Raw genomic sequence first — 25,869 nt, forward strand, 5'->3', positions numbered from 1 at the left:
TGATGACTCATGAAGGGACGATAATGAGTCGGGACTCATGTTGTCCAGTGGGGAGGTCGGCGGATGCGTGTGGACGCGAGGCGTAACCGGGAGCGGATCCTGGAGGCGGCGGAGGAGGTGTTCGCCGTTGCCGGGCCGGACGCGTCGACGGAGGAGGTGGCGCGGCGGGCGGGGGTGGCCATCGGGACCGTGTTCCGGCACTTTCCGACGAAGGCCGACCTGTTGCGGGCGTTGATGAAACGGCTGTTGCAGCAGGTCACGGACGACGCGGCGGAGCTCGTCGCGAGCGAGGACCCCGCCGGCGCGCTGTTCGAGTTCGTCGCGCGGCTCGTGGAACGCACCGCCGCGAACCGGGCGGTCGTGAACCTGCTCGCGGCCGAGGGGACGGAAGTGCCGATCACTGGGCCGCTCGGATCGCTGAGCGACGCGGTGGGAGAACTGCTCGCGCGCGGGCAGGAGTCGGGTGCGGTGGCCGCGAGGATTCGGCTCGACGAGGTGATGGCGCTGCTGGTCAGCGCATGTCAGGGCGCGCTGCACGGCGGCTGGGACGCCGACCTGCGCCAGCGGACGCTCGGCCTCATGCTCGCCGGCCTTCGCCCCTCTCCTTGACGACTGGTTCGGTTCCGCCGAGGCCTGCGCCCTCCATTCGTGGCGAGGGCAACACCGTCACGCTCGGTCGTGGTCGAGCAGCCGCGCACACGGCGGGACAACCGCGGAGGGCCCGCTCTTCGGGGGCCGTGCTGCGAAGTGCGGTGTTGAACCCACCCGGCGATGGCGGCCGTTGCGGCGGGTTGCCGGTCGCTGCCAGGCAGTCCTTCAGCGGGTGGGTTCGGCTTTGGCTTTCAGGCCCTCGGCCTCCATCGTCACGTAGCGGCGGGTGAGGCGGCCGGCCAGGAGGGCGAAGAGGGGGGCCAGGGGGCCCTTCTGGTCGAGGGTGAGGCGGACGGTGCAGCCGCCGTCGGGGGTGGGGGTGATCTCGTGGGCCCCGGTCGTGGTGACGCCGGTGGAGCGGGACTCCCAGGTGAAGGTCCCGTTCTCGTCGAAGGCGGTGACGGTCCAGACGGTCGCGGGGAGTTTCGGCTGGTGGACGCGGGCCCGGCTGCCGAGGGCGAAGGGCCTGTCCAGGATCTCGACGCGGTCCATCGAGGCGGTCATGTCGGGCCAGCGTTCGACGTCCTTCAGGAGGTTCCAGACGGTCTCGGGCGGGGCGTCGATGTCGACGGAGGTCTCGAAGTGCACGGCGTGCTCCTCAGCGATGCGCGGACGGCGGTCAGGAGGTCGGTGACGAGGGGGTCGTCGGCCCTGCCCGGCAGGTGGAGAGCGTAGTAGGGGACGGCGGGCAGGTCGATGATCTCGCGCGCCGCCAGGCCCGGGGGAGGGGGGACGCAGCCGTTGACGACGGCGAGGCCGACGCCGAGGGACGCGAAGTGCAGCATCAGGGGCCAGCCGGAGGCCTCGACGGCCAGCGACCAGGGCACCTCGGCGGCGCGCAGGGCGCGTTCGAGGGTGATGCGGTGCGGGCCCTCGGGAGGCGGGACGACGAGGGAGGCGCCGGCGAGGTCGGCGAGGGTGAGGTGCGGCCGCGCGGCGAGGGGGTGGCCGGCCGGCATGACGAGCGTCTGGGGATAGGACGCCAGCGGGACGGCGGTGATGTCGGCGGGCAGCACGTCGAGGACGGCGACGCCCAGGTCGGCGCGGCCCGTGCGGACGGCGGCGAGGGTGCGGGCGCGGTCACCGTTGATCAGGCGGATGCCGGGGCGGACGACGCCGCCGAGGAGGTAGAGGTAGGCGCCCTCGCCTGCGGCCAGGGCCGGGACGCGGGAGGGGGACGTGCCGTGGACGTCCGCGAGGAACGCCGTCATGCGGGCGTCGAGGTCACGGGCGAAGCGGGCGACCTGCTCGCCGGCGGGGGTGAGGGCCAGGCGGCGCCCGTGCCGGGTGTAGAGGGGACGGCCCAGGGTGTCGGCGAGTTTCTGCACCTTGACGTGAAGGGCGGGCTGGGAGATGTGGAGTGCTTCGGCGGCGCGGGTGAAGTTGAGATGGTCGGCGAAGACCGCGAACGAGGCGAGCGCGTCCGTGGACAGGCGGCTCAGGTCCATAGGCACGGACTATAGCTGTGAGGGTGATTGATAGTTCTGTTTTAGGGCGCTCGCGCCGAGGGTGGGGGCATGAACATCGAACCGCGACTCGGCGTCGATTTCGGCCGGGTCATTCATGGCGGGCTCAGGGCTCCGGGTGAGGACGACACCGCGTTCCTCGACGGGAGTTTCGAGGAGGCCCTCGCGTCCCCCGCGACGGACGGCGTCTACGAGGTGCTGCCCGGCCTGATCGAGGCCTTCGGGGGACGGGCCTGGATCATCTCCAAGTGCGGGGACCGGGTGCGGGAAAGGACGCTGGCCTGGCTCGACCACCACGACTTCTACGGGCGGACGGGTCTGCCGCGGGGCAACGTGCGGTTCTGCCGGAAGCGGCAGGACAAGGCGCGGCACTGCGCGGAACTCGGGATCACCCACATGATCGACGACCGGCTGGACGTGCACCGCGCCATTCGTGAGATCGTCCCGCACCGGTACCTGTTCGGTCCGAAGGAAGGGCCGGAATGGGTGCGGCACGTTCCCGACTGGGGCGCCGCGGAGGTCATTCGCTCAGATATTCCGGAGGAACCGCGTCGACCAGCCACACGCCGTTCGCGCTGACGCGGAACGCGTGACCGTCGGCCGCCATCCGCCCGGCCTGGACGGTCAGGACGACGGGGGCGCCGCGCCGTGCGCCGACGTGCTGAGCCGTCTCACGGTCGGGGGACAGGTGGACGGCGTGCCGCCCCATGGGCAGCAGGCCCTCCCGCAGGATGGGGTCGACGGAACGGCGCACGGTGCCGTGGTAGAGCAGTTCCGGCGGGGGCGTGACCGGCAGGTTCAACGAGACGGGGACCGAGTGGCCCTGGACGGCCCGGATCCGGTTCCCGGCGAGCTCGTAGCGCCTCTTGTCGTTGACCGCCACCACGTGCTCGAGTTCGGCGCGGGTCAGCGCGAAACCGTGCGCCGCGGCGGCTGAGAGCAGGTCGGTGACGTCGGCCCATCCCCCGGGATCGAGCGTGAGGCCGATCCGCTCGGGGCGGTGCCGCAGGTGCTTGGCCAGATACTTGGAGATCTTGACCGCGCGGCGCTCGTCCATGGACATGCGTCGGGGCCGGCGCGCGGCCGGCCCCGGGCGTGCGGTCCTACTTGGCCTGCAGGGCGGCGGCCTGCCTGGCGATCGCCGACTTGCGGTTGGCGGCCTGGTTCTTGTGGATGACGCCCTTGCTGGCGGCCTTGTCCAGCTTGCGCGCGGCGAACCGCTGCGCGGCGACGGCGTCGTCCACGTTGCCGGCCTCGGCGGCCTCGCGGAACTTGCGGATCGCCGTCTTCAGCTCGGACTTGACGGCCTTGTTGCGCAGGCGGGCCTTCTCGTTCTGCTTGTTGCGCTTGATCTGGGACTTGATGTTAGCCACGTCGTAGAGCCTCAGCTTGGTCGCGATCCTGGGCCTGCGCGTATCGGCAGGCGCTGACGAATGTCTGAACGGGGGCGGGACGGTGCCCCCGGGGCACGACGCTACGCCACACGCAGTCGCACAGCCTACCAACCACCGGGGCCCGGCCCAAACCGGACCGTGCACGGAGCATCGCGCGGAACATGGGACTATGGGAGGCACAGATCCCTGTCCACCTGTGAGCATTGCGAACGGACCCCGGTGCCAGCGCCCCAGCCTGACAAGACCGATCCCGCGATCATCCGCAACTTCTGCATCATCGCGCACATCGACCATGGCAAGTCGACGCTCGCGGACCGGATGCTGCAGCTGACCGGAGTGGTCGAGGAGCGCCAGATGCGCGCCCAGTACCTCGACCGGATGGACATCGAGCGCGAGCGCGGCATCACGATCAAGAGCCAGGCGGTCCGGCTGCCCTGGACGTCCGGCGGCGTCGACCACGTCCTCAACCTGATCGACACCCCCGGCCACGTCGACTTCTCCTACGAGGTGTCGCGCTCGCTCGCGGCGTGCGAGGGCGCGGTCCTGCTGGTGGACGCGGCGCAGGGCATCGAGGCGCAGACGCTCGCCAACCTCTACCTGGCGCTCGAGGCCGACCTGCACCTGATCCCCGTCCTGAACAAGATCGACCTCCCGGCGGCGCAGCCGGACAAGTACGCCGGGGAGCTGGCCGGGATCATCGGCTGCGACCCCTCGGACGTGCTGCGCGTGTCGGGCAAGACGGGCGAGGGCGTCCGCGAGCTGCTCGACAAGATCGTCCAGGAGGTGCCGGCGCCGGTCGGGGACCCCGACGGCCCCGCGCGGGCGCTGATCTTCGACTCGGTGTACGACACCTACCGGGGCGTCGTCACCTATGTCCGGATCATGGACGGGCACCTGTCGCGGCGCGAGAAGAGCCTGATGATGTCGACCGGGGCCGCGCACGAGACCCTGGAGGTCGGCGTGATCTCCCCGGAGCCCAAGCCCGTGCAGGGCCTCGGCGTCGGCGAGGTCGGCTACCTGATCACCGGGGTGAAGGACGTCCGGCAGGCGCGCGTCGGCGACACCGTGACCGGCGTGTCCCGCAAGGCCGCCGAGGCGCTCGGCGGCTACCGCGACCCGAAGCCGATGGTGTTCTCCGGCCTGTACCCGGTGGACGGCGACCAGTACCCCGAGCTGCGCGACGCGCTCGACAAGCTGCGGCTGAACGACGCCGCGCTGGTCTACGAGCCGGAGACGTCGGCGGCGCTCGGGTTCGGGTTCCGCTGCGGCTTCCTCGGCCTGCTGCACATGGAGATCGTCCGGGAGCGGCTGGAGCGCGAGTTCGACCTCTCGCTGATCTCGACCGCGCCGAACGTGGTGTACCGGGTCGTGATGGAGGACGGGTCGGAGCACGTCGTCACCAACCCCAGCGAGTTCCCCGAGGGCAAGATCGGGATGGTGTACGAGCCGGTGGTGAAGGCGACGCTGCTGTCCCCGTCCGAGCACATCGGCGCGATCATGGAGCTGTGCCAGGGCCGCCGCGGCGTGCTGCTCGGCATGGACTACCTGTCGGAGGACCGCGTCGAGATCCGCTACACGCTGCCGCTCGCCGAGATCATCTTCGACTTCTTCGACCAGCTGAAGTCCAAGACGCGCGGGTACGCCTCGCTCGACTACGAGCCCAGCGGCGAGCAGGAGTCCGACCTGGTGAAGGTCGACATCCTGCTGCAGGGCGAGTCGGTGGACGCCTTCAGCCAGATCGTGCACAAGGACAAGTCCCGCGAGTACGGCCTGATGATGACGGCCAAGCTCAAGGAGCTGATCCCGCGGCAGCAGTACGAGGTGCCGATCCAGGCGGCGGTCGGGGCCCGCATCATCGCCCGCGAGAACATCCGCGCCATCCGCAAGGACGTCCTCGCCAAGTGCTACGGCGGCGACATCTCCCGCAAGCGCAAGCTGCTGGAGAAGCAGAAGGAGGGCAAGAAGCGGATGAAGACCATCGGGCGGGTGGACGTCCCGCAGGAGGCCTTCGTCGCCGCCCTCTCGACCGGGGGCGGCGACGCCGACAGGGGCAAGAAGTAGCGGCTACTTCAGCAGGGGCCAGGCCACCGCGGACGGAACGCGCCGGAACTCGCCGCGGTTGGCGGCCCGGCCCGCGTACACCAGGAAGAACATCTGCACGGCCGTGAAGAGCAGCGGCACCCAGATGAGGACGTCGACGGCCAGCGACAGCAGCCCGAAGACGAACCACACGGCGATCGCCGCGATGCCCATGTTGAGGCCCTGCGCGGCGTGCCGGCGCACGAACGGCGAGCGGGCCTTGCCGAGGTAGACGACGGCCGGCGCGATCGCGCCGACGAGGAACTGCCCCACGTACGCCATCAGCGACCACGTCTTCTCGTCGTCGGTGACGGGCCCGAAGTGGCCGGGGATCTGGGCGGTGTCGTTCCCGCCCTGGGGGTTGTTCCCGCCCGGCGGCGGCTGCTGCCAGCCCATGCCGCCCTGCGGTTGCTGCGGCTGCTGCCAGGCGTTTCCGGGCTGCTGCCAGGGGGCCTGCTGCTGCTGCCACTGGGGCTGCTGTCCCTGGCCGGGCGACGGGGGCTGCCCGTAGGCCATGGCGGACGTCCTCTCCGGGGTCGCTATGCAAGTTATTGGCGAAGTGTATGACTCCTTGGACGCGCGCGGAGTTCGCCCGGGTTCCCTATGAACAAGGGCCCGTGGCCGTTTCGCGCCACGGGCCCCATCGCGGTGCCCGGTGAGGTGTCAGGGACGCCAGAGGACGGCGGACGGGTTCGCCTGCGTGAGCGTGACCGAGCCCTTCCACTCGACCGACGAGGGTTGCGGCAGGAACGAGTCGTCCAGGAAGAACCCGCGGTTGATGGACGTCACCGTCGCCGGGGCGCCGTTGTCCCCGTTTCCGGTGGGACGGCGGAGGGCCTCGATGCTCGCGATGTCGGAGACCTTCGTCCCCTCGGGCAGTTCGACGGTGGTGGCGACGGCGCCGTCGCGGTCGATCGACCAGGTCGGCTCGCCGTGGTCGGAGCGGTACAGCCGGGACGGGTCGGACTTCAGCCGGACCCCGAGCGCGACCCCGGGCACCGACCCGGACCCGGTGGCGGTGCCCGTCGTCTTGGCGAACTCCACGAACAGGTACGTCCGCTGGTCGCCGACCTCGCGGGTCGCCGGATCGGACGGGTTCTCGATCTTCCCTTCGCGGAGCATCTCCTGCGCCGCGATCCGGTAGGTCCACGGTTCGCGGTCCATGACGAACTCGCGGGCCCGGCCGTCCGGGCGGGTGCCGGAGGCGTCCAGCAGGAACCGCAGGGGCGGGTCCGGCGAGATCACGTCGCACATGTTGTTGTTCTGGGTGCAGGTCTGCAGGACGGGGTGGTCGCCCTCGTAGCGGCCCGTGAACTTCAGGGTCAGGTGCATCGGCGCCTGGTAGACGGCGGTGCCGTCCACGCGCCCGCCGGACGCGTCGACCTCGACCCGGTAGATCCATTCGATGTCGGTCGTCCGGCCCCAGCGGGCCATCAGCGCGGGCGTGTCGGTGCCGCCGTCCTCGTTGCTCCACACCACCGAGTACTCGATGATCTTGTGGCCGGGGGCGGCGGCGGGACGGGTCTCGTGCCAGGCGACCAGCGGGGTGTCGGTGGTCGCGTTCTGGTAGGGGTCGCCGAGCGGCCAGCCCGTCCGCCCGACGACGACGGGCGCGTGGCGCAGGGCGAGCGCGTCCGCCTCCGGCATGCGGACCGCGGGACGCCGGAGCGTGACGCGGCGGGCGGCGGGCGCGCTGCCCTTGGCGAACCGCAGCGTCACCTTGTGGCGTCCCTTCCCGACGCGCCCGAGCCCGAGGCTGCGGGGGACCGGGTCGGACGAGGGGACGACGAGGTCGGTCACGGGGCGCCCGTCGAGGGCGATCGACACGACAGCCGACTCGGCGCCCTCGCGGACCCAGGAGACGCCCGGGGCGGACGCGGTGAAGGAGATCATCGCCTCCCCGTCCCGGCGGGCGGTGAACGGCAGCGACCGTGCGGGGCCGCCGCGATGGACGTTGATCGTGCCGGGCGTGCCGGCGGCGCGGGCGGGGGAGACGGTGAGGGCGAGGGGAGCGCCGGCGAGGGCGGCGCCGGTCACGGCGAGCACGGCATGGCGCGCGCGGCTTCTCATGATCGGGGAACCTAGGCGGCCGCGGTTGCGTTCCGGTGACGGCACGGTCCCCCGTGGGTGTCGGCTCCGTGTGCGTCAGGGATCAGCGTGCGTCAGGGATCAGCGTGCGTCAGGGATCAGCGTGCGTCAGGGATCAGCGTGCGTCAGGGATCAGCGTGCGTCAGGGATCAGCGGGCCGGGGATCAGCGCGTCAGGAACCGGCCCACAGCGGCGACAGGGCGGCCGGCACTCCGAGGGACACACCGGTGAACCGCTCCGCCTCGCCGGGCCCGTCGGGCGCGTGGAGGGTGAGCCCGGAGGCCGCCAGCCGGACGGAGCGGCCGCGCGTGACGATCTCGTGGCCGAGCTCCCGGAGCAGCGCGACGACGTCGCCGGCGGGCTCGTCGAGCAGGTCGACGCCGTCGAGCCGGAACCGCATCTCGGGGTTGCCGCTCCAGCCGGCCGTCCGCGTCCCGCAGATCTGCGCGAGCCGCTCGACGCCGTCGTCGCTCCGGCCGGTGGACAGCGCCAGCGTCCCGCGCCCCACCCGGACGCTGCGGTGCCCGGCCCACCCGCACAGGAACGACGACTTCGGCGGGAGGGTGCCGCAGCGCTCGGCGATCGCGGCGAGGGTCGTCCAGGCGTCCGCGGCGCGGGTGGAGAACAGCAGGCTCGCGTCCGGCAGCAGCGCCCCGCGCCCCGGCTCCAGCGTGACCACGAACGGCGGCACCCGGCCGGGGAACCGCGCCGGGTCGGCCTCCCGGAGGGTGACGATGCCCTCCCACTCGACGGGCTCCGCGACCGCGAACCAGGTGATCGCGGCCTCGGTGCCGAACTCGCGGAACGTCGCGTCGGTCAGCCGCTCGGCGACCGCCTCCCGCAGCCCGTCGGCCGTCTCGGCGAGCCTGCGGCGCCACCACGCCGGCTCCGGATCGGACCGGCCGCCCGCGGACCAGCGCGTCCCCGCGCCGGCGAAGTCCGAGCGGCGCTCGGCGCCCGCGTCGTCCACCAGCACCCAATGCCAGCCGTCCGGCTCGCCGCGCAGCAGCACCCGCGCGGGCGCTCGTCCCCGGCCGGTCGCACCCTCATTTCGCATCCGGACGACCTTATCCGGATTCGTTGCGGCTCCTCAGGCGGTCGGCGGCGCAAGTCGCGCCGGTCGGCCGCGACACGGCGGCGGCTGCTTGGCATGGGCGCCGATGCCGGTACGGTCGGACGGGTACCGTGCCTTGATCAACCGAACCCGGCCGACCTCGCGGAGGCAGCGTGACCCACCCCGAGCAGGTTCTGCGTTCCGAGAAGGAACGGGAGACGGTGAACGGCGCCGTGCGCGCGCTGCGTTCGGCCGCCCCCGCGGGCTGGCAGCGGCTCGACTTCGAGTTCCGCGCGACGGTCGGCATCGACAGCGCCTCCTTCGAGGTCGAGGGGCCCGGCGGCGGACGCCGCACGGCCCTGCCCCCGGGCCAGGCCGTCGGGAAGATGGACGAGCTGCGCCGCGTCATGTACCGGTCCGACAAGGGCGCCTGGTTCACGGCGCGCCTCCAGGTCGAGCGTTCCGGCCATTTCAGCGCCGAGTTCGACTACGACGGCGAGCCCGACTTCACCCCGCCGCTGGCCCCGTCCGCCTACGTCCAGGACCTCGACCGCTTCCCGCGCGCGGCCGAGCACATCCCCGACTGGCTCCGCGACAAGCTCGGGGACGCCTGACCGGTCGAAGCAGGCGGCGGAGAGGGGCAGACTTGGAGGGTGCCCTCGACGCTTCCTGACGGCGATCCAGTACCGGCCGACGGCGCGCTGCCCGGCGGTGCCCTGCGCGGGCTCGGAAAGCGCCCGTTCGCGTTCTACGTGCATGTGCCCTTCTGCGTGACCCGGTGCGGGTACTGCGACTTCAACACCTACACGGCGACGGAGCTGGGGCCGGGGGCGAGCCGCGACTCCTACGCCGACACCGCGATCCGCGAGGTCCGGATGGCCCGGCGAGTGCTCGGCGACGTGGACCTGCCCGTGGAGACCGTCTTCGTGGGCGGCGGTACCCCGACCCTCCTCTCACCGGACGACCTGGGCCGCGTCCTGTCCGCGATCGACGCCGAGTTCGGGCTCGCCCCGGGCGCGGAGGTCACCACCGAGGCCAACCCCGAGTCGGTGGACGAGGTGTACGTCGGCAAGCTCCGCGAAGCCGGGTTCACGCGCGTCTCGTACGGCATGCAGAGCGCGCGCGAGCACGTCCTGGCCGTCCTGGAGCGTTCGCACACGCCCGGACGCGTCCCGCAGGTCGTCGAGTGGACGCGCAAGGCGGGCTTCGAGCACATCAACCTCGACCTCATCTACGGAACGCCGGGGGAGACCGACGACGACTGGAGAGGGTCCCTGGAGGCGGCGCTGGCGGCGGAACCCGACCACGTGTCCGCCTACGCGCTGATCGTCGAGGAGGGCACCCGCCTGGCGGCGCAGGTGAGGCGCGGCGAACTGACCGCCCCGGACGACGACGCCATGGCCGACCGGTACCTGATCGCCGACGAGCTGCTCAGCGGCCACGGACTGCACTGGTACGAGATCTCCAACTGGGCCGCCGACCCGCGCGCCGCCTGCCGGCACAACATGCTCTACTGGACGGGCGCCGACTGGTGGGGCGTCGGCCCGGGCGCCCACAGCCACGTGGGCGGCACCCGCTGGTGGAACGTCAAGCATCCCGCCGCCTACGCCGCCCGTCTCGCCGAGGGCACCACCCCCGCCCACGCCCGGGAGATCCTCACGGACGAGGACCGGCACATCGAACGCGTCATGCTCGAACTGCGCCTCGCCCAGGGCTGTCCCACCCACCTCCTGGACGACGAGGCCGCGCGCGGAGCCATTGCCGACGGCCTGATCGAGCCCGCGCCCTACGAACAGGGCCGAGCCATCCTCACCCTGAAAGGCCGCCTCCTGGCCGACGCGGTAGTCCGAGCCCTGACCTGACCGGCCGCCGAAGACCCGCGTGAAGGACGCCTGGGCCTACACCGTCACGAAGTCGATGAGTTCCTCTACGCGGCCCAGGAGGGCGGGTTCCAGGTCGGTGAAGGTGTTCACCGACCCGAGGATGCGTTTCCAGGCGGCGCCCGTGTCGTCGCCCCAGCCGAGTTCGGCGACCACGCCTTCCTTCCAGGGGATGCCCCGGGGGATGCGGGGCCAGGCGCGGATGCCGACGGCCGCGGGCTTGACGGCCTCCCAGATGTCGATGAACGGGTGACCGGCGACGAGGACGTACGGCGAGGTGACCTGGGCGGCGATCCGGGACTCCTTGGACCCCTCCACGAGGTGGTCGACCAGGACGCCGAGCCGCCGTCCCTCCTCGGGGGCGAACTCGTCGACGATCGCGGGCAGGTCGTCGACGCCTTCGAGGTACTCGACGACGACGCCCTCGACGCGGAGGTCGTGGCCCCAGATCTTCTCGACCAGCTCGGCGTCGTGGAGGCCCTCCACGTAGATGCGGCTCTCCTTGGCGACCTGCGCCCTCAGCCCCTGGACGGCGATCGAGCCCGAGGCGGACCGCGCGGGGCCGGCGGGCGCGGCGGCCGGCCGGACGAGGGTGACCGGCTTGCCGTCGATGAGGAACCCGGACCTGGTCAGCGGGAACACCCGGCGCTTGCCGAACCGGTCCTCCAGGGTGACGCCGAACTTGTCGCAGCCCACCACGGCACCGCAGAAACCGCTGTCGGGGTCTTCGGCGACCAGGCCCGGCTCGGCGGGGACCTCGGGGATCTGCCCCTTGCGGGGCCTGCGCCAGTCGCCGCCCAGCACGTCGTTTCCGTAGTTCTTACTCCGCACAGGTCCGCACATTAACCGGGCGGGACGCCCGCGCGGCGGCGCCCCGCGTTCCTCGGCGTGGCGCCGTTCCGCCCGCCGGGTAGGATCACGCAGCCATGCGGAGAACGAGGGGGCGCTCCAGCCGGGCCTTCCGGGCCGTAGACTTGGCACTCGAAAGCATGGAGTGCCAGTAGCACGGCCGGCCCGACGAAGGAGGTGACATCGTGCTGGACGACCGGAAACTAGCGGTCCTGCGCGCCATCGTCGAGGACTACGTCTCCACCAACGAGCCGGTGGGCTCCAAGGCGCTGGCCGACCGGCACAACCTCGGGGTCTCGCCCGCGACCATCCGCAACGACATGGCGGTGCTGGAGGAGCAGGGCTACATCGCCCAGCCCCACACCAGCGCCGGGCGCGTCCCCACCGACAAGGGCTACCGGCTCTTCGTCGACCGGCTCTCCACGATCAAGCCGCTGTCGATCGCCGAGCGCCGCGCCATCGAGACGTTCCTGTCCGGGGCGTACGACCTCGACGACGTCGTCGGCCGGACGGTGCGGCTGCTCGCGCAGCTGACCCGGCAGGTCGCGGTGGTGCAGTACCCGTCGCTGACCCGCTCGGCGGTGCGGCACGTGGAGCTGGTCCCGGTCGCGGAGGGGCGGCTGCTGCTCGTCCTGATCACCAACACCGGCCGGGTGGAGCAGCGCGTCATCGAGACCGGGAAGATCTCCGAGGAATCGATCGGGCACCTGCGGGCGTTGCTCAACACGTGCCTGGACGGGCTCGGCTTCGGCGAGGTCCCGGCGGCCGTCGCGGACCTGCCCGACAAGGTGGGCCCGGACGAGCGCCCGGTCGCGGCGGCGGTGCTGTCGGTGCTGCTGGAGACGCTCGTCGAGAAGCACGAGGAGAAGATCGTTTTCGCCGGGGCGGCCAACCTCGCCGCCGTGGACTTCTCGCAGAGCCTGCGGGAGGTGCTGGTGGCGCTGGAGGAGCAGGTGGTCCTCATGCGGCTGCTCGGCGAGACCGGCGACTCCTCTACAGTTACGGTGCGGATCGGCACCGAGAACCCCGACCTGGGGCTCAAGTCGACCTCGGTCGTCGCCGCCGACTACGGGGTGGGCGACCTCACTCTGGCCCGGCTGGGAGTGCTCGGGCCGACACGCATGGATTACCCCAGCACGATGGGAGCGGTACGGGCAGTGGCACGCTACGTGGGACAGATCCTGGCGGGGTCGTAAGTGGCGAACGACTACTACGCGACCCTGGGCGTCCGGCGGGACGCCAGCGCCGACGAGGTCAAGAAGGCCTACCGCCGGCTCGCGCGGGAACTCCACCCGGACGTCAACCCGGATCCGGAGACCCAGGAGCGGTTCAAGGAGATCACCCAGGCCTACGAGGTGCTCTCCGACCCCAAGAAGCGCGAGATGTACGACCTCGGCGCGGACCCGTTCGCGTCCGCGGGCGGGGCGGGCGCCGGCGGGTTCGGCGGCGCCGGGTTCCCGTTCAGCGACATCATGGACGCCTTCTTCGGCACCGCGACCTCGCGGGGCCCGCGGTCGCGCGCCCGGCGCGGCCGCAACGCGACGCTGCGGGTCGAGCTCGACCTCGCGGAGACGGCGTTCGGCACCACCCGGGAGCTGTCCATCGACACGGCGGTGGCCTGCACGACCTGCGAGGGGTCGGGCTGCGCGCCCGGCACCCACCCCGACACGTGTGAGACGTGCCACGGCCGCGGCGAGGTGCAGCAGGTCCAGCGCTCGTTCCTCGGCCAGGTCATGACGGCGCGGCCGTGCCCGGCGTGCGGCGGCTTCGGATCGGTGATCCGCAACCCGTGCACCGAGTGCTCCGGCGACGGCCGGGTCCGCACCCGGCGCACCGTCAAGGTCAAGATCCCGGCCGGCGTGGAGAACGGCATCCACATCCAGCTCGCCGGCGAGGGCGAGGTGGGCCCGGGCGGCGGCCCGCCCGGCGACCTGTTCCTGGAGATCGTGGAGAAGCCCCACGCGATCTTCGAGCGGGAGGGCGACGACCTGCACTGCACGGTCGAGATCCCGATGACGGCGGCGGCGCTCGGCACCAGCGTCACCATCGAGACGCTGGACGCCGCCGAGAGCGTCGACATCAAGCCCGGCACGCAGTCGGGGCAGGTCATCACGCTCTACAACCGGGGCGTCCGGCACCTCAACGAGAGCGGCCGCGGCGACCTGATGATCCACGTCAACGTGGAGACGCCGCACAAGCTCGACGAGGAGCAGGAGGAGCTGCTGCGGCGGCTCGCGGTGCTGCGCGGCGAGGAGCGCCCGCCCGGCAGGTTCGCCCCCGGGCAGCGCGGCGTGTTCTCCCGCCTCAAGGACGTCTTCAACCAGCACTGAAGCGAGGTGGCGGCGGCCTACCGGGAGGGCCGCCGCGGCGATTGAGGAGCACGGTGGCAGGGATGGGCGACGTCGGCCGGGACTCCGCGTCCCTCGGACGGCTCGGGTGAGCCCGCCGGTCTTTCTCGCCGGGACGGACGCGCTGGAGCGAGACCGCGTCCTGCTGGACGGGCCCGAGGGACGGCACGCGGCGGCCGTGCGGCGGCTGCGGCCGGGGGAGCGGGTCGACCTGACCGACGGCGAGGGCCTCCTGGCCGAGTGCGTCGTCGCCGCGGCCGACCGGGCGTCCCTCACGCTGGACGTGCGGGCCCGGCACCGGGAGCCGCCGCCCGCGCCCCGCCTCGTGGTCGTCCAGGCCCTCCCCAAGGGCGACCGGGGCGAGCTCGCGGTCGAGACCATGACCGAGGTCGGCGTGGACGAGATCGTCCCGTGGTCGGCGTCCCGCTGCGTCACCCGCTGGCGTCCGGAGCGCCGCGACAAGGCCCTCGGGCGCTGGCGCGCGACCGCCCGCGAGGCCGGCAAGCAGGCGCGGCGCAGCAGGCTGCCCGAGGTGGCGGAGCTGGAGTCCACCGAGGACGTCGCCGAGCGGATCGCCGGCGCGTCACTGGCCCTGGTCCTGCACGAGGAGGCCGAGGCGCCGCTGAGCGCCGTGGAGCCGCCCGCGCGGGGCGACATCGTCCTCGTGGTCGGCCCCGAGGGCGGGATCAGCGAGGACGAGCTGGAACGCTTCGGCGCCGCGGGCGGGCGTCCTGCGCGGCTCGGCCCGACCGTCCTGCGCACCTCGACGGCGGGCGTCGCGGCGGCCAGCGTGCTTCTGGCCGCCACCGGCCGCTGGTAGCGCCGGCGGGCTTCGTCACGGCGTGGTGGCGGGGCCCTGCTCGGTCGTCACCGCGGGCTCGCTCGTCTCGGACGGCGTCGGCTGCTCGGTGGGCTTGCTCGGCGGCACGGGCGTCGTGGAGGTGGGCGGGGCCGGCGTCGTGGGCGGAGCCTGCGTCGGGGTCTCGCTCGGGCACGGCGTGGTCGCCGGCGTCGGCGTGGCGGTCGAGCCGGCCGAGGCCCCCGGGGAGGGGAGGCGGCACGACGACAGCCCCGGCGAGGAACTGGTGCTCGGCGTCTGCGGGGTGCTCGGCGTACCGGACGCGCTGCCGCCCGGCGACGACGGGGCCGGGAACTCGGGGTCGATCCCGGGGCCGGTGCGGTCGCCTGCGGTGTCGTCGCCCCCGTCGCCCGACTGGCTGTTGCTGCCGACCGACTGCTGGATCATGTCGATCGTCTGCGGCGCCGTCACGCCCAGCCCGGCGATCAGCACGGCCGCGGCCACGGCGAGGAGGGGGCGCGCCCAGTTCACGGTGAACCGGTCGAACCCGAAGCGCGCCGGACCGAAGCGGCCGAGGCCGAACCGGCGGCGCCGCCCGTCGGCGATGCGGGACCGGATGCGCTCCAGTCCGTCGCCCGCGGGGTTGACCGAGTCCGCCTCCGCGTGCAGGGCGCGGCGGAGGATCTCGCCGTGCTCGTCGTGGGGGTCGGTGGTCATGAGAACTGCTCCAGGACGTTGCGTAGCGCGGTCATGCCGCGCGCCGTATGACTCTTCACGGCGCCGCGGGAGATGCCCATCGCGCTGGCGATCTCCGCTTCGGACAGATCGGCGTAGTAGCGCAGGACGAGAGCCTCCCGCTGGCGGGCGGGGAGCCGGGACAGCGCGTCGATCACCGCCGAGCGCTCCAGCTCCCCGATGGCCCCGGCTTCCGCGCTCGGCGCGTCGGGCAGGCCCTTGGGGGCGTACTTCTCGACGACGGCGCGGTGCCGGAGCACCGATCGCGACCGGTTGACCACCGACTGGCGCAGGTACGACAGGGCCTTGTCCGGGTCGCGCAGCCGGCGCCAGCCGCCGTGCATCGCGACGAACGCGTCCTGCACGACCTCCTCGGCCGTCCCCGCGTCCCGGACGAGCATCGCCGCCAGGCGCACCAGCGAACGGTAGTTGGCGCTGTAGAGGGCGGTCACCGCCTGATCGGCGTCCCAGGCGGCGGCCACCGCGCCCGCCGTGCCCCTGGCCACGAGGGTCTCGGTCACGTCAGTTGGACGCGCACCCTCGTCGTTCGGTTTACGAAAGGGCATGTCCTGGTTTGCCTCGGTCACCTATCCGCCGCCTTTGCCGACCCCCCGCCGTCCATTCGGACGGTCGTGCTCGACCGGCGTGATCCGGGCGTTCCCGCCGGAAGCGAGATGTGCCGCAACGCCTTGCGAACCGGGGGGTTCCGCCTGAGCTGACAACCTTAGCCAGTGGCCGGTCGAAATGCCGACCGCTACCGGGAGTCGATCGATGAGAACTCTATCCGGCGCGGCCGGTCGTGATCCACGCCGGCGCGGGCCCGATAGGATTTCGGGGCGGTCGCGGACCGCCGCGAGGGGAGACAGATGACCGACTGCCTGTTCTGCAAGATCGTTTCCGGGGACGTGCCCGCCACGATCGTCCGCGAGTCGGCGGGGACGGTGGCGTTCCGCGACATCAACCCCCAGGCGCCGACGCACGTGCTGGTCATTCCGCGTGACCACCACCCGACGGTCGGTGAGCTCGCCGCCTCCGACGCCGAGCTGCTCGCCGAGATGATGCGCGAGGCGCATGAGGTCGCCGCCGACGAGGGCATCGCCGAGACCGGATACCGGGTCGTGTTCAACACCGGCTCCCAGGCGGGCCAGACGGTGTTCCACGTGCACGCCCACCTGCTGGGCGGGCGTGGCCTGAACTGGCCGCCCGGCTGAGTCGCCCGCCGCGCGGAAAATGCGGCGGCGGTGTGTCGGGGGTCGCCAGTACGATGGAACCGGTACACCAGGACACCCGGAGCAGACAGAAGGCAGGTCCGAAGGCCGCAAGGCCCGGCTGATGGTCGAATCAACTCACGCGAGGGCAACCCGCACGGGGCGCGACGACCGGACAGGCTCGCGCTCGCAGATCAAGATCGTGGTGCCGGACGACCATTCGATGGTGAGCCTGCTGGGCTCCCGGGATGAGTTGCTCCACGCGATCGAGCACGCGTTCGGCGCCGACATCGACATCCACGTCCGCGGCAACGAGATCACCGTGACCGGCCCGGGGAGCGAGACCGATCTCGTCTCCCGGCTGTTCACCGAGATGCTCGAACTGCTGAAGGGCGGCACGCAGCTCACCCCCGACGCCGTCGAGCGCAGCCTGGCGATGCTGCGGGGCGAGGGCGGCGCGCGTCCCGCGGAGGTCCTCACCCTGGACGTGCTGTCCAGCCGGGGCCGGACCATCCGCCCGAAGACGCTGAACCAGCGGCGGTACGTCGACGCGATCGACAAGCACACGGTCGTGTTCGGCATCGGCCCGGCGGGCACCGGCAAGACCTACCTCGCCATGGCCAAGGCCGTCCGCGCCCTGCAGGACAAGCAGGTCAACCGGATCATCCTGACGCGTCCCGCGGTCGAGGCGGGCGAGCGGCTCGGCTTCCTGCCGGGAACGCTCTACGAGAAGATCGACCCGTACCTGCGGCCGCTGTACGACGCGCTGCACGACATGGTCGACCCCGACTCGATCCCGCGCCTGATGGCCGCCGGCACCATCGAGGTCGCCCCCCTGGCGTACATGCGCGGGCGCACCCTCAACGACTCGTTCATCATCCTGGACGAGGCGCAGAACACCTCGCCCGAGCAGATGAAGATGTTCCTCACCCGGCTCGGGTTCGGGTCGAAGGTCGTGGTGACCGGCGACGTCACCCAGGTCGACCTGCCGAACGGGCAGCTGAGCGGGCTGCGCGTCGTGCAGGAGATCCTGGACGGCGTCGAGGACATCCACTTCTGCCGGCTGGACAGCCGCGACGTCGTGCGGCACAAGCTCGTCACCGAGATCGTCGACGCCTACAACCGGTTCGACGAGAAGCAGGTCCCGCAGTTCAAGCAGGGCGCGGCGCGCGGCGGTCCCCGCAAGCGGGGGCGGCAGTGACCATCGAGGTGCTGAACGAGTCGGGCGCCGAGGTCGACGAGAAGGCCATCGCCGACCTGGCCCGGCACGTCCTCGACGGGATGCGCGTCCATCCGCTGGCGGAGCTGTCGGTGCTGCTGGTCGACGAGGCCGCGATGACCGAGCTGCACGAGAAGTGGATGGACGAGCCGGGCCCGACCGACGTGCTGTCGTTCCCCATGGACGAGCTGCGCCCCGGGCACATGTCCGGCGGCGCCGACGAGGACGGCGAGACCGACCCGGGGCTGCTCGGCGACGTCGTGCTGTGCCCCACCGTCGCCGAGAAGCAGGCGCGGGAGGCCGGGCACGGCACGGCGCAGGAGCTGGAACTGCTGTGCGCGCACGGCATCCTGCACCTGCTGGGCTACGACCACGCCGAGCCGGAGGAGCACCGGGAGATGTTCGGCCTGCAGGCCGAGCTCCTCACCTCCTGGCGGGAGAAACGCGGCGGCTGATGAGCACCACGCAGGCGTGGCTGTCCGCCCTTGCCGTGGGCCTGGTCGTCCTGGCGGGCCTGCTGGCCGGAACCGAGACGGCGCTCGCCCGAGTGTCGCGGGTCACGGTCGAGGAGGCCGTCCGGGAGGGGCGCCGCGGCGCCAGGCGGCTGGCGGAGGTCGTCGCCGACCCGGCCCGCTACGTCAACATGGTCCTGCTGCTGCGGATCGGCTGCGAGCTGGTCGCCACCGTGATCGTCGCTGACCTGTGCATCTCCTGGCTGGACGAGACGTGGCGCGCCTACGTCACGGCCGCCGCCGTCATGATCGTCGTCAGTTACGTGGCGATCGGGGTGGGGCCGCGCACCCTCGGCATCCAGCACGCCGACCGGATCGCGCTGGCGGGCGCCGCGGTGATCCATCCGGTGACCCGGGTGTTCGGGCCGCTGCCCCGGCTGCTGATCCTGCTCGGCAACGCGCTCACGCCCGGCAAGGGGTTCCGGGAGGGCCCGTTCGCCTCCGAGGCGGAGCTGCGCGACCTGGTCGACCTCGCCGAGCAGCGCAGCCTGATCGAGCCGGTCGAGCGGGAGATGATCCACTCGGTGTTCGAGCTGGGCGACACCCTCGTCCGCGAGGTGATGGTGCCGCGCACCGACATCGTGTTCGTCGAGCGCACGAAGACGCTGCGGCAGGCGATGTCGCTGGCGCTGCGCAGCGGCTTCTCCCGCATCCCCGTCGTCGGCGAGAACGAGGACGACGTCGTCGGCATCGCCTACCTCAAGGACGTCGTCCGGCGCAGCCAGGAGCACCGCGAGGGCGAGTCGGTCGAGACGGTCGACTCGGTCATGCGGCCCGCCACCTACGTCCCCGACAGCAAGCCGATCGACGAGTTGCTGCGCGAGATGCAGGCCCGGCAGATCCACGTCGCGATCGTCATCGACGAGTACGGCGGCACCGCGGGCCTGGTCACCATCGAGGACATCCTGGAGGAGATCGTCGGGGAGATCACCGACGAGTACGACGTGGAGACCCCGCCGGTGACCTGGCTCTCCGGCGACGCGGCCCGCGTCACCGCCCGCCTGCCCGTCGAGGACCTCGCCGAGCTGTTCGAGGTGGAGATCGACGCCGAGGACGTCGAGACGGTGGGCGGCCTGCTGGCGCACGCCCTCGGCCGCGTCCCCATCGAGGGCTCCACCGCCGAGGTCGCCACGAACGACGCCTCCACCGGCGAGAACGGCCCGGTGCTGTCCCTCAAGGCCGAGACGATCGCCGGGCGGCGCAACCGGGTCGGCACCGTCCTGGTGCGGCGGCTCGGTGCCCCGGCCCCGGACGCCGGGAGCCGGGCGGCCTCGGACCACTCCCGCTGACGCGGGCCGCCGGCGGTCTCAGCCGCGGACGGTGTCGCGGACGGCGCCGTCGGGCCCGGCGAGCAGGACCGGGGCCTTGGGGCCGAGGTCGCGGACGGCGGCGACGTCGGCGGGGTCGGCCGCCTCGGCGGCGGTGACGACGGCGGCGGCCTCCAGGTCCTCGGCGCCGCTGGACACGGCCATCGCGACGGCGACCTTGAGCGCCGAGAGCTTCAGGGACGGCAGGTCCACGCTCGTGGCGGAGTAGGTACGGCCCGTCTCGTCGCGCACGGCGGCGCCCTCGGCGGCGCCCGTCCGGGCCCGCGCCGACCTGGCCAGGGTGATGATCTTCGCGTCCTCGGCGTTCAGCTCGCTCACGCCCCCAAGCGTACGGGCCTCCGCGGCCAGGCGGGCGGGCGGCTCGGCGGTCCGCGAGCCGGGTCGGTGGTCCGCAAGTCGGCGGCAAGTGGACGGCAAGGGGAGCCCGGGAGCCTGTAGGGCGTCGAACAATGCCGTTCTGGGGGAGAAGTGATGTCCCGTCTGCTCTACCGCCTGGGGAGGGCCGCCGCTCTGCGGCCCTGGCGGTTCATCGTGGTGTGGCTGGTGCTCGTCGCCGCGATGGCCGGGCTCTCCGGCGTCGCCGGGGGAGCCCTGCACGACAACTACACGCTGGCCGGGACGGGCTCGCAGCAGGCCACCGACCTGCTGAAGGAGCGGTTCCCGGCGCTGGCGGGGGCCGACGCCCGGGTCGTGGTGCACGCGAGGTCGGGGAAGGTCGACCAGGCGAAGCTGGCCGCGGCGGCGTCGGAGCTGCGCACGCTGCCGCACGTCAGCGGTGTCGACCCGGCGCAGCTCGGCAAGGGCGGCGCGACCGCGCTGATGACCGTCCGGTACTCGGTGCCGGTCACCGACCTCGGGCCCAAGGAGACCCTCGACCTGCTGCGGTCGGCGACGCGGAACCTGGACGCCGCCGGCTACCAGGTGGAGTTCGGCGGCCAGGTCCCCGAGAACGTGACCGCGCCCGGCGGCGTCGCCGAGGCGATCGGGATCGTGGCGGCCCTGGTCATCCTGCTGCTGGCGTTCGGGTCGGTGGTGGCGGCGGGGCTGCCGCTCGCCGTCGCGCTGGCCGGGCTCGGCGTCGGCGTGTCCGGGATCACGCTGGTGGCCGCGTTCACCGACGTCGCGACCACCGCGCCGACGCTCGCCACCATGGTCGGCCTCGGGGTCGGCATCGACTACGCCCTGTTCGTCCTGACCCGCCACCGGGAGGGGCTCGCGGAGGGCCTCGACGTGCCCGAGGCGGTGGGCCGCGCCATCGCCACCGCGGGCCTGTCGGTGATCTTCGCGGGGTTCACGGTGCTGCTGGCGCTGTGCGGGCTGGTGCTGTCGCGGATTCCGGTGTTCATGACGATGGGCTTCACCACCGGCATCGTCGTCGCGGCGACCGTGCTGAGCGCCGTCACGCTGCTGCCGGCCGTGCTCGGGCTCGCCGGCCGCAGGGTGCTGCGCCGCCGCGACCGGGCCGCCGGCGCGGCGATCGCCGTGGAGTCGCCGCGGGTGCGGCGCTGGGCCGTGCACGTCGGGCGGCACCCCTGGCCGTGGCTGCTCGCCGCCGCGGTGCTGATGCTCACCCTCGCCGCCCCGGCGCTCGGCATGCGGACGTGGCCGAGCGACGCCAGTAGCGAGCCGACGTCCAACACCGTCCGCCAGGCCTACGACCTGGTCGCCGACGGCTTCGGCCCGGGCGCCAACGGCCCGCTCGTCGTCGCCGTCGACCTCACCAGGACCGACCGGGCGGCCCTGCCGGGGCTGCGCGAACGGCTGGAGGGCACCGAGGGCGTCGCGTCCGTGGCGCCGCCGCAGGCCTCTCCGCGCGGCGACGCCGCGGTGATCATGGTCACCCCCGACTACGGCCCGCAGGACGAGCGGGTGACCGGCCTCGTCGACCGGATCCGGGCCGACGTGCTGCCGCCCGACACCGAGGTCACCGGGCTGACCGCCATCTACGTGGACCTGTCCCGGATGCTGTCGGACCGGCTGTGGCCGGTGATCGGCGTGGTGGTGGCGACCTCGTTCGTCATGCTGATGATCGTGTTCCGGTCGCTGCTGGCGCCGCTGAAGGCCGCGGTGATGAACCTGCTGTCGATCGGCGCCGCCTACGGGGTGCTCACGGCCGTGTTCCAGTGGGGCTGGGGCGCGGAGTTGCTCGGCCTCCCGCACAGCGTCCCGGTGTCGTCGTTCATCCTGCTGCTGATGTTCGCCGTCCTGTTCGGCGTCTCCATGGACTACGAGGTCTTCCTGCTCTCGCGGGTCCGGGAGGAGTGGCTGCTGCACGGTGACGCGCGCGGGTCGGTGTCCACCGGGCTCGCCGCGACCGGCCGGGTGATCAGCAGCGCGGCGCTGATCATGGTGGCGGTGTTCCTCGGCTTCGCCGCCGACCCCGGCCTGGTGATCAAGCAGATGGGGGTCGGGCTCGCGGTCGCGGTGGCGCTGGACGCGACGGTCGTGCGCCTGGTGCTGGTGCCGGCCACGATGTCGCTGCTCGGCCGCGCGAACTGGTGGCTGCCGGGGCCGCTCGCCCGGGTGCTGCCGGCGATCGACCTGCACGGCGGGGCGGCGCCCGCGCGGCCCGCCGAGCGGCGTCCCGAGCCCAGCCGCGCGTAACGGGGGGAGTGATCACGGAAGGGCGGCATGTCCCGGTTAGGCTGATCGGGACATGTCGCCTGTCGTACGCGTTCTCGGGGCCTTCGGGGCCGAGGTGGCCGGATCCGCCGCCGACCTCGGCGGTCACCGGCAGCGCTCCGTGCTCGCCCGCCTCGTCGCCGCGCGGGGCCGGATGGTGCCCGCCGACAGGCTCGTCGACGACCTGTGGGCGGGCACGGCCCCGCCGCGCGCCGCGGGCGGCCTCCAGTCCTTCGTCTCCCACCTGCGCCGCGCGCTCGAACCGGACCGCCCGCCCCGCACGCCCGCGCGGGTCCTGGTCACCGAGCCGCCTGGGTACGCGCTCCGGCTGCCGGACGGCGCCGTCGACGCGTGGCGGTTCGACGCGCTGATCGACGAGGCCGCCGAGCTGGCGGCGGCCGACCCGCGGGAGGCGCGCCGCCGCGCGGAGGCGGCGCTCGCCGAGTGGCGCGGCCCCGCCTACGCCGAGTTCGGCGACCTGCCGTGGGCCGCGGCCGAGGCGGCCCGCCTGGACGAGCGGCGCCGGCTCGCGGTCGAGCACCGCGCCGGGGCGATGCTGCGGCTCGGCTCGGCCGCCGAGGCCGTCCCCGACCTGGAGACCCACGCCGCCGCCAACCCGCTGCGCGAGGAGGCGTGGCGGCTGCTGGCCCTCGCCCTCTACCGCGCCGGGCGCCAGGGCGACGCCCTCGCCGCGCTGCGGCGCGCCCGCGCGGCCCTGACCGAGGAACTCGGCGTCGACCCCGGCCCGGCGCTGCGCCGCCTGGAGAGCGACATCCTGGCGCAGGAGCCCGCGCTGGGGGAGCCGGAACGGCCGGCGCCGTCCCGTCCCGCGCTGCGGCTCGCGCCCGCGCCCCGCTCCGAGGAGGGCTCGGCTTTCGTCGGCCGCGTCCAGGAACTGGCGCGGCTGGAGGAGGCCGCCGGGAACGCCGGGGCGGGCCGCGGCGGCGTCGTCCTCGTCTGCGGGGACGCCGGGATGGGCAAGACCGCGCTCGCCGAGAGGCTCGCGCGCGACCTGGCCGGGCGCGGCTGGACGTGCGCGTGGGGGACGGCGCCGGAGACCGCGGGAGCCCCCGCCGCCTGGCCCTGGGCAGAACTGCTGCGCGACCTGGCCGCCGCCGTCCCGCCCGCCGGGGGCCTCGCCGGGCGGCTCGGTCCGCTGCTGGACGACTCCGCCATCGGGCTCGCCGGCGCCGACGTCGTCACGGGGCGGTTCCGGCTCCACCTGGCCGTCGGCGACTACCTCGCCGAGCTGGCGGACGCGGCGCCGCTCCTGCTCGTCCTGGACGACCTGCACTGGGCCGACGAGGAGACCCTCGCGCTGCTGATCCGGCTCGCGGGGCGGCTGCGGGACCGCCGCGTCCTGCTGCTGGCCACGTTCCGGCAGACCGAGGTGCCGGACGGTCTCGCCGCCGCGCTGGCCGCACTCGCCCGGCACGAGCCCGCGCGGATCGAGCTGGCGGGGCTGTCGCCCGCGGAGGTCGCGGTCCTCGTCCGGGACACCTGCGCCGCCGGCCTGGACGACGCGGAGCTGTCCGCGATCGCCGAGCGCACGGGCGGCAACCCGTTCTTCACCCGGGAGACGGCCCGGCTCCTGGACGCGGAGGGGCTGCCCGCCGCCACGCGCCGGGTCCCCGCGGGCGTCGGCGACGTGCTGCGCCGCCGCGTCGCGCGGCTGACGGGACCGGTCCAGACCGTGCTGCGCGACGCCGCGGTCATCGGCCGGGACGCCGACCTGCGCGTCCTGACCGACCTGGCCGGGGACGAGGAGACGGTGATCGACGCCGTGGAGGCGGGCCTGGCCGCGGGCCTGGTCACCGAGCCCGCGCCCGGCCGGATCCGGTTCGCGCACGCCCTCGTCCGCGACACCCTCTACGCGGGCGTGTCCCGGGCCCGCCGCACCCGCGTGCACGGCCGGGTCGCCGCCGCGCTGGAGCGCCACCTCCCGGGCGAGGTCGCCGCGATCGCGCACCACTACCTCGAATCCGGCACGGACCCGGACAAGGCGGTCCGTTATGCGCGGCGCGCCGCCGCGGCCGCCGAGGCCCGGTTCGCGCACGGCGCCGCGGCCGACCTGTGGGTGCGGGCCGTCGAGACGCTCCGGTCGCGGGGCCCCGAGGCGACCCGCGACCGGCTGGAGGCGGAGGTCGCCGCGATCCGGGCGAGCGCCCTCGCCGGGCAGATCGTCGACGCCCGGGCCCGGCGGATCGCCGCCATCGCCGACGCCCGCGCCCTCGGCGACGTCCGCCTGCTCGCCCGGATCATCGTCGCCTTCGACGTCCCGACGCTGTGGACGAGCCGCGAGTACGGGACCCTCGACCTCACCGTGGTGGAGGCCACCGGCGAGGCCCTCGCGAGCCTCCCCGAGACCGAGCCGGAGTCGCGGGTCAGGCTGCTGACCACGCTGGCGATCGAGTCGGAGGGCGAGCAGCACGACCGGGGCGCCGAGGCCGCGGCGGCGGCGCTGCGCCTGGCCCGGTCGCTGGGCGCGCCCGAGCTGATCGCTCTCGCCCTCAACGGCGCCTACATCAACGCCTACCGGAGTGCGGAGGGGCTCACCGAGCGGGCCCGGTTCGCGTCCGAGCTGCTCGATCTGGCCACCGAGCACGACCTCGGCACCTACCGCGTCCTCGCGCACCTGCAACTCCAGCAGACGGGCGTCGCCGCGCTCGACCTGCCCGCCGCGCACCGGCACCGCGCGGAGGGGCGCCGCCTCGCCGAGCAGTACGGGCTGCCGCTGCTCGCCCGCATCGCGGACTGGTACACGGCCCTGGTGCGCGCCTTCGCCGCCCGCCCGGACGAGGCGGAGCGCGCGTTCGCCGAGGTCGGCGGCTCCATCGGCCGGACCCGGATCTGGTTCAGCGAGCGCGGCATGGCGCTCCTCGGCCCGTTCTGCCTGCGGCTCGTCCAGGGGCGGGCCGAGGAGGCCATGGAGGAGGCCGCCTGGCTTCACGAGCAGTGGAGGCACGTCGCCGCGACCGCCGACATCTACGCGCTCACCCTGGCCGCCGCTGGCCGCACGACCGAGGCCCGCCGGGTGGTGGCCGGCGCCGGCCCCGTGCGGCTCGACTACTTCTTCGACCTGACCATGGCGGTCCGCGGCCTGCGCGCCATCGCCCTGGACGACCGCCCGCTGGCCGAGGAGGCCTACGCGGCGCTGCTGCCCTACGAGGGCCACTTCTCCGGCGGCGCCACCGCAGTCGCGACGGTCGGCCCGGTCGCGCAGGTCCTCGGCGACCTCGCCCGCTACCTGGAACGCCCCGCCGAGGTCGCCGCCTCCCACTACCGCAGGGCCGCCGAGGTCGCGGGCCGCCTCGAAGCCCCCTTCTGGGCGGAGAAGGCCACCGCCTCCCTGGCCGCCCTGGGCACAGCGGCCTGACCCCGCCCCACCGCGACCCGACTAAACTGACCACCGCACCGACCGTCGCACGCCGCGACACCCGCGCGTCCGAAGGCACGTCGAGGGGCAGGCCCCGACAAGGAGAGACGTCATAAGCGCACCCGTCCCCATGGACGCACTGACCCCAGCCCTGGCCGCAACCACGCGACGACCTCAATGGTCGCGATCGCGTCCGAAGGCAGGTTCGAGCGTGCGAGAACCTGATCGCGCAGCGAGCCGCAAGGCGAACCGGAGCGATGC

General features: G+C 73.3%; 25 protein-coding genes. 14 read left to right on the forward strand and 11 right to left on the reverse strand.

Features of this window, described 5'->3' with window-relative positions; translation table 11 throughout:
- Positions 1–63: 63 nt before the first annotated feature.
- A complete protein-coding gene (locus tag AB0C84_RS09720; RefSeq protein WP_361063387.1) occupies positions 64–609 on the forward strand; it encodes a helix-turn-helix domain-containing protein in 546 nt (181 codons plus the stop codon).
- 207 nt (positions 610–816) lie between these two features.
- On the opposite strand, the gene AB0C84_RS09725 is transcribed toward AB0C84_RS09720, so the two are convergent.
- Entirely contained in the window at positions 817–1,239 is a 423-nt protein-coding gene (locus AB0C84_RS09725) for an SRPBCC family protein (protein ID WP_258938694.1), read from the reverse strand.
- Positions 1,179–2,099 (reverse strand): LysR family transcriptional regulator, encoded by a 921-nt coding sequence (locus AB0C84_RS09730; RefSeq protein ID WP_361063391.1) that lies wholly within the window; start codon positions 2,097–2,099, stop codon positions 1,179–1,181. The genes AB0C84_RS09725 and AB0C84_RS09730 overlap by 61 nt, the downstream gene beginning before the upstream one ends.
- A 69-nt stretch (positions 2,100–2,168) precedes the next feature.
- On the opposite strand from AB0C84_RS09730, the gene AB0C84_RS09735 reads away from it, so the two are divergent.
- On the forward strand, positions 2,169–2,696 hold the full coding sequence (locus AB0C84_RS09735; RefSeq protein WP_361063394.1) for a hypothetical protein: 528 nt from the start codon (positions 2,169–2,171) through the stop codon (positions 2,694–2,696).
- On the opposite strand, the gene AB0C84_RS09740 is transcribed toward AB0C84_RS09735, so the two are convergent.
- Together AB0C84_RS09740 and rpsT are read right to left on the reverse strand one after the other, a co-directional pair.
- Complete coding sequence (locus AB0C84_RS09740) at positions 2,638–3,174, reverse strand: RNA 2'-phosphotransferase (protein ID WP_361063397.1); 537 nt, start codon at positions 3,172–3,174, stop codon at positions 2,638–2,640. The genes AB0C84_RS09735 and AB0C84_RS09740 overlap by 59 nt on opposite strands.
- Positions 3,175–3,220: 46 nt before the next feature.
- Positions 3,221–3,490 carry a 30S ribosomal protein S20 gene (gene rpsT / locus AB0C84_RS09745; RefSeq protein ID WP_179843152.1) on the reverse strand — a complete coding sequence of 90 codons (270 nt, stop codon included), beginning with the start codon at positions 3,488–3,490 and terminating at the stop codon, positions 3,221–3,223.
- A gap of 240 nt (positions 3,491–3,730) precedes the next feature.
- On the opposite strand from rpsT, the gene lepA reads away from it, so the two are divergent.
- On the forward strand, positions 3,731–5,572 hold the full coding sequence (gene lepA, locus AB0C84_RS09750; protein ID WP_258938699.1) for a translation elongation factor 4: 1,842 nt from the start codon (positions 3,731–3,733) through the stop codon (positions 5,570–5,572).
- Positions 5,573–5,575: 3 nt separating this feature from the next.
- Here the strand turns inward: lepA and AB0C84_RS09755 are convergent, their stop codons facing one another.
- The 3 genes from AB0C84_RS09755 to AB0C84_RS09765 all read right to left on the reverse strand — a co-directional run bounded on the left by AB0C84_RS09755 (position 5,576) and on the right by AB0C84_RS09765 (position 8,735).
- Positions 5,576–6,106, reverse strand: a complete 531-nt coding sequence (locus tag AB0C84_RS09755; protein ID WP_179843150.1) for a DUF4870 domain-containing protein — start codon at positions 6,104–6,106, stop codon at positions 5,576–5,578.
- Between the two features lie 147 nt (positions 6,107–6,253).
- Positions 6,254–7,660, reverse strand: coding sequence for a hypothetical protein (locus AB0C84_RS09760; RefSeq protein ID WP_361063402.1), 1,407 nt, complete (start codon positions 7,658–7,660; stop codon positions 6,254–6,256).
- Between the two features lie 190 nt (positions 7,661–7,850).
- On the reverse strand, positions 7,851–8,735 hold the full coding sequence (locus tag AB0C84_RS09765; RefSeq protein WP_361063405.1) for a hypothetical protein: 885 nt from the start codon (positions 8,733–8,735) through the stop codon (positions 7,851–7,853).
- Positions 8,736–8,905: 170 nt separating this feature from the next.
- Between AB0C84_RS09765 and AB0C84_RS09770 the strand changes: the two genes are divergently transcribed.
- A complete protein-coding gene (locus tag AB0C84_RS09770) occupies positions 8,906–9,346 on the forward strand; it encodes a hypothetical protein (protein ID WP_179843146.1) in 441 nt (146 codons plus the stop codon).
- A 39-nt stretch (positions 9,347–9,385) separates the two neighbouring features.
- Positions 9,386–10,594: a radical SAM family heme chaperone HemW gene (hemW, locus tag AB0C84_RS09775; RefSeq protein WP_361063408.1), complete on the forward strand. Its 1,209-nt coding sequence runs from the start codon at positions 9,386–9,388 to the stop codon at positions 10,592–10,594.
- Between the two features lie 36 nt (positions 10,595–10,630).
- Here hemW and AB0C84_RS09780 read toward each other — a convergent pair whose 3' ends face one another.
- A complete protein-coding gene (locus AB0C84_RS09780) occupies positions 10,631–11,443 on the reverse strand; it encodes a DUF3097 domain-containing protein (RefSeq protein WP_361063411.1) in 813 nt (270 codons plus the stop codon).
- Positions 11,444–11,646: 203 nt separating this feature from the next.
- Between AB0C84_RS09780 and hrcA the strand changes: the two genes are divergently transcribed.
- The 3 genes from hrcA to AB0C84_RS09795 all read left to right on the forward strand — a co-directional run bounded on the left by hrcA (position 11,647) and on the right by AB0C84_RS09795 (position 14,629).
- Positions 11,647–12,657, forward strand: a complete 1,011-nt coding sequence (gene hrcA / locus AB0C84_RS09785; protein WP_258938704.1) for a heat-inducible transcriptional repressor HrcA — start codon at positions 11,647–11,649, stop codon at positions 12,655–12,657.
- Positions 12,658–13,791 carry a molecular chaperone DnaJ gene (dnaJ, locus tag AB0C84_RS09790; RefSeq protein WP_179843142.1) on the forward strand — a complete coding sequence of 378 codons (1,134 nt, stop codon included), beginning with the start codon at positions 12,658–12,660 and terminating at the stop codon, positions 13,789–13,791.
- 106 nt (positions 13,792–13,897) lie between these two features.
- A complete protein-coding gene (locus tag AB0C84_RS09795; protein WP_338741824.1) occupies positions 13,898–14,629 on the forward strand; it encodes a 16S rRNA (uracil(1498)-N(3))-methyltransferase in 732 nt (243 codons plus the stop codon).
- Between the two features lie 15 nt (positions 14,630–14,644).
- Here the strand turns inward: AB0C84_RS09795 and AB0C84_RS09800 are convergent, their stop codons facing one another.
- Entirely contained in the window at positions 14,645–15,325 is a 681-nt protein-coding gene (locus tag AB0C84_RS09800) for a hypothetical protein (RefSeq protein ID WP_179843140.1), read from the reverse strand.
- Entirely contained in the window at positions 15,322–15,864 is a 543-nt protein-coding gene (locus tag AB0C84_RS09805; protein ID WP_229809879.1) for a SigE family RNA polymerase sigma factor, read from the reverse strand. The genes AB0C84_RS09800 and AB0C84_RS09805 overlap by 4 nt, the downstream gene beginning before the upstream one ends.
- Positions 15,865–16,209: 345 nt before the next feature.
- Between AB0C84_RS09805 and AB0C84_RS09810 the strand changes: the two genes are divergently transcribed.
- From AB0C84_RS09810 to AB0C84_RS09825, 4 genes are all read left to right on the forward strand, one after another.
- Positions 16,210–16,554: a histidine triad nucleotide-binding protein gene (locus AB0C84_RS09810; RefSeq protein WP_179843139.1), complete on the forward strand. Its 345-nt coding sequence runs from the start codon at positions 16,210–16,212 to the stop codon at positions 16,552–16,554.
- Positions 16,555–16,675: 121 nt separating this feature from the next.
- Complete coding sequence (locus AB0C84_RS09815; RefSeq protein WP_179843138.1) at positions 16,676–17,752, forward strand: PhoH family protein; 1,077 nt, start codon at positions 16,676–16,678, stop codon at positions 17,750–17,752.
- Positions 17,749–18,225, forward strand: a complete 477-nt coding sequence (gene ybeY / locus AB0C84_RS09820; protein ID WP_179843137.1) for an rRNA maturation RNase YbeY — start codon at positions 17,749–17,751, stop codon at positions 18,223–18,225. The genes AB0C84_RS09815 and ybeY overlap by 4 nt, the downstream gene beginning before the upstream one ends.
- Complete coding sequence (locus AB0C84_RS09825; RefSeq protein WP_361063418.1) at positions 18,225–19,571, forward strand: hemolysin family protein; 1,347 nt, start codon at positions 18,225–18,227, stop codon at positions 19,569–19,571. The genes ybeY and AB0C84_RS09825 overlap by 1 nt, the downstream gene beginning before the upstream one ends.
- Before the next feature lie 18 nt (positions 19,572–19,589).
- Here the strand turns inward: AB0C84_RS09825 and AB0C84_RS09830 are convergent, their stop codons facing one another.
- A complete protein-coding gene (locus tag AB0C84_RS09830) occupies positions 19,590–19,928 on the reverse strand; it encodes a cytidine deaminase (protein WP_179843135.1) in 339 nt (112 codons plus the stop codon).
- Between the two features lie 153 nt (positions 19,929–20,081).
- On the opposite strand from AB0C84_RS09830, the gene AB0C84_RS09835 reads away from it, so the two are divergent.
- Both AB0C84_RS09835 and AB0C84_RS09840 read left to right on the forward strand, forming a co-directional pair.
- Complete coding sequence (locus AB0C84_RS09835; protein ID WP_361063422.1) at positions 20,082–22,214, forward strand: MMPL family transporter; 2,133 nt, start codon at positions 20,082–20,084, stop codon at positions 22,212–22,214.
- 52 nt (positions 22,215–22,266) lie between these two features.
- Entirely contained in the window at positions 22,267–25,608 is a 3,342-nt protein-coding gene (locus AB0C84_RS09840; protein ID WP_361063425.1) for a BTAD domain-containing putative transcriptional regulator, read from the forward strand.
- Positions 25,609–25,869 lie beyond the last annotated feature (261 nt).

Source organism: Actinomadura sp. NPDC048955 (assembly GCF_040649435.1).
GTDB lineage: Bacteria > Actinomycetota > Actinomycetes > Streptosporangiales > Streptosporangiaceae > Spirillospora > Spirillospora luteofluorescens.

Bases quoted from the DNA above. Each gene is read 5' to 3' on its own strand.
- AB0C84_RS09740 (WP_361063397.1), bottom strand. From the start codon at position 3,174: ATGGACGAGCGCCGCGCGGTCAAGATCTCCAAGTATCTGGCCAAGCAC.
- AB0C84_RS09835 (WP_361063422.1), top strand. From the start codon at position 20,082: ATGTCCCGTCTGCTCTACCGCCTGGGGAGGGCCGCCGCTCTGCGGCCC.
- AB0C84_RS09825 (WP_361063418.1), top strand. From the start codon at position 18,225: ATGAGCACCACGCAGGCGTGGCTGTCCGCCCTTGCCGTGGGCCTGGTC.
- AB0C84_RS09800 (WP_179843140.1), bottom strand. From the start codon at position 15,325: ATGACCACCGACCCCCACGACGAGCACGGCGAGATCCTCCGCCGCGCC.
- AB0C84_RS09765 (WP_361063405.1), bottom strand. From the start codon at position 8,735: ATGCGAAATGAGGGTGCGACCGGCCGGGGACGAGCGCCCGCGCGGGTG.
- AB0C84_RS09720 (WP_361063387.1), top strand. From the start codon at position 64: ATGCGTGTGGACGCGAGGCGTAACCGGGAGCGGATCCTGGAGGCGGCG.
- AB0C84_RS09810 (WP_179843139.1), top strand. From the start codon at position 16,210: ATGACCGACTGCCTGTTCTGCAAGATCGTTTCCGGGGACGTGCCCGCC.
- AB0C84_RS09730 (WP_361063391.1), bottom strand. From the start codon at position 2,099: ATGGACCTGAGCCGCCTGTCCACGGACGCGCTCGCCTCGTTCGCGGTC.
- AB0C84_RS09735 (WP_361063394.1), top strand. From the start codon at position 2,169: ATGAACATCGAACCGCGACTCGGCGTCGATTTCGGCCGGGTCATTCAT.
- AB0C84_RS09755 (WP_179843150.1), bottom strand. From the start codon at position 6,106: ATGGCCTACGGGCAGCCCCCGTCGCCCGGCCAGGGACAGCAGCCCCAG.
- AB0C84_RS09760 (WP_361063402.1), bottom strand. From the start codon at position 7,660: ATGAGAAGCCGCGCGCGCCATGCCGTGCTCGCCGTGACCGGCGCCGCC.
- AB0C84_RS09840 (WP_361063425.1), top strand. From the start codon at position 22,267: ATGTCGCCTGTCGTACGCGTTCTCGGGGCCTTCGGGGCCGAGGTGGCC.
- AB0C84_RS09815 (WP_179843138.1), top strand. From the start codon at position 16,676: ATGGTCGAATCAACTCACGCGAGGGCAACCCGCACGGGGCGCGACGAC.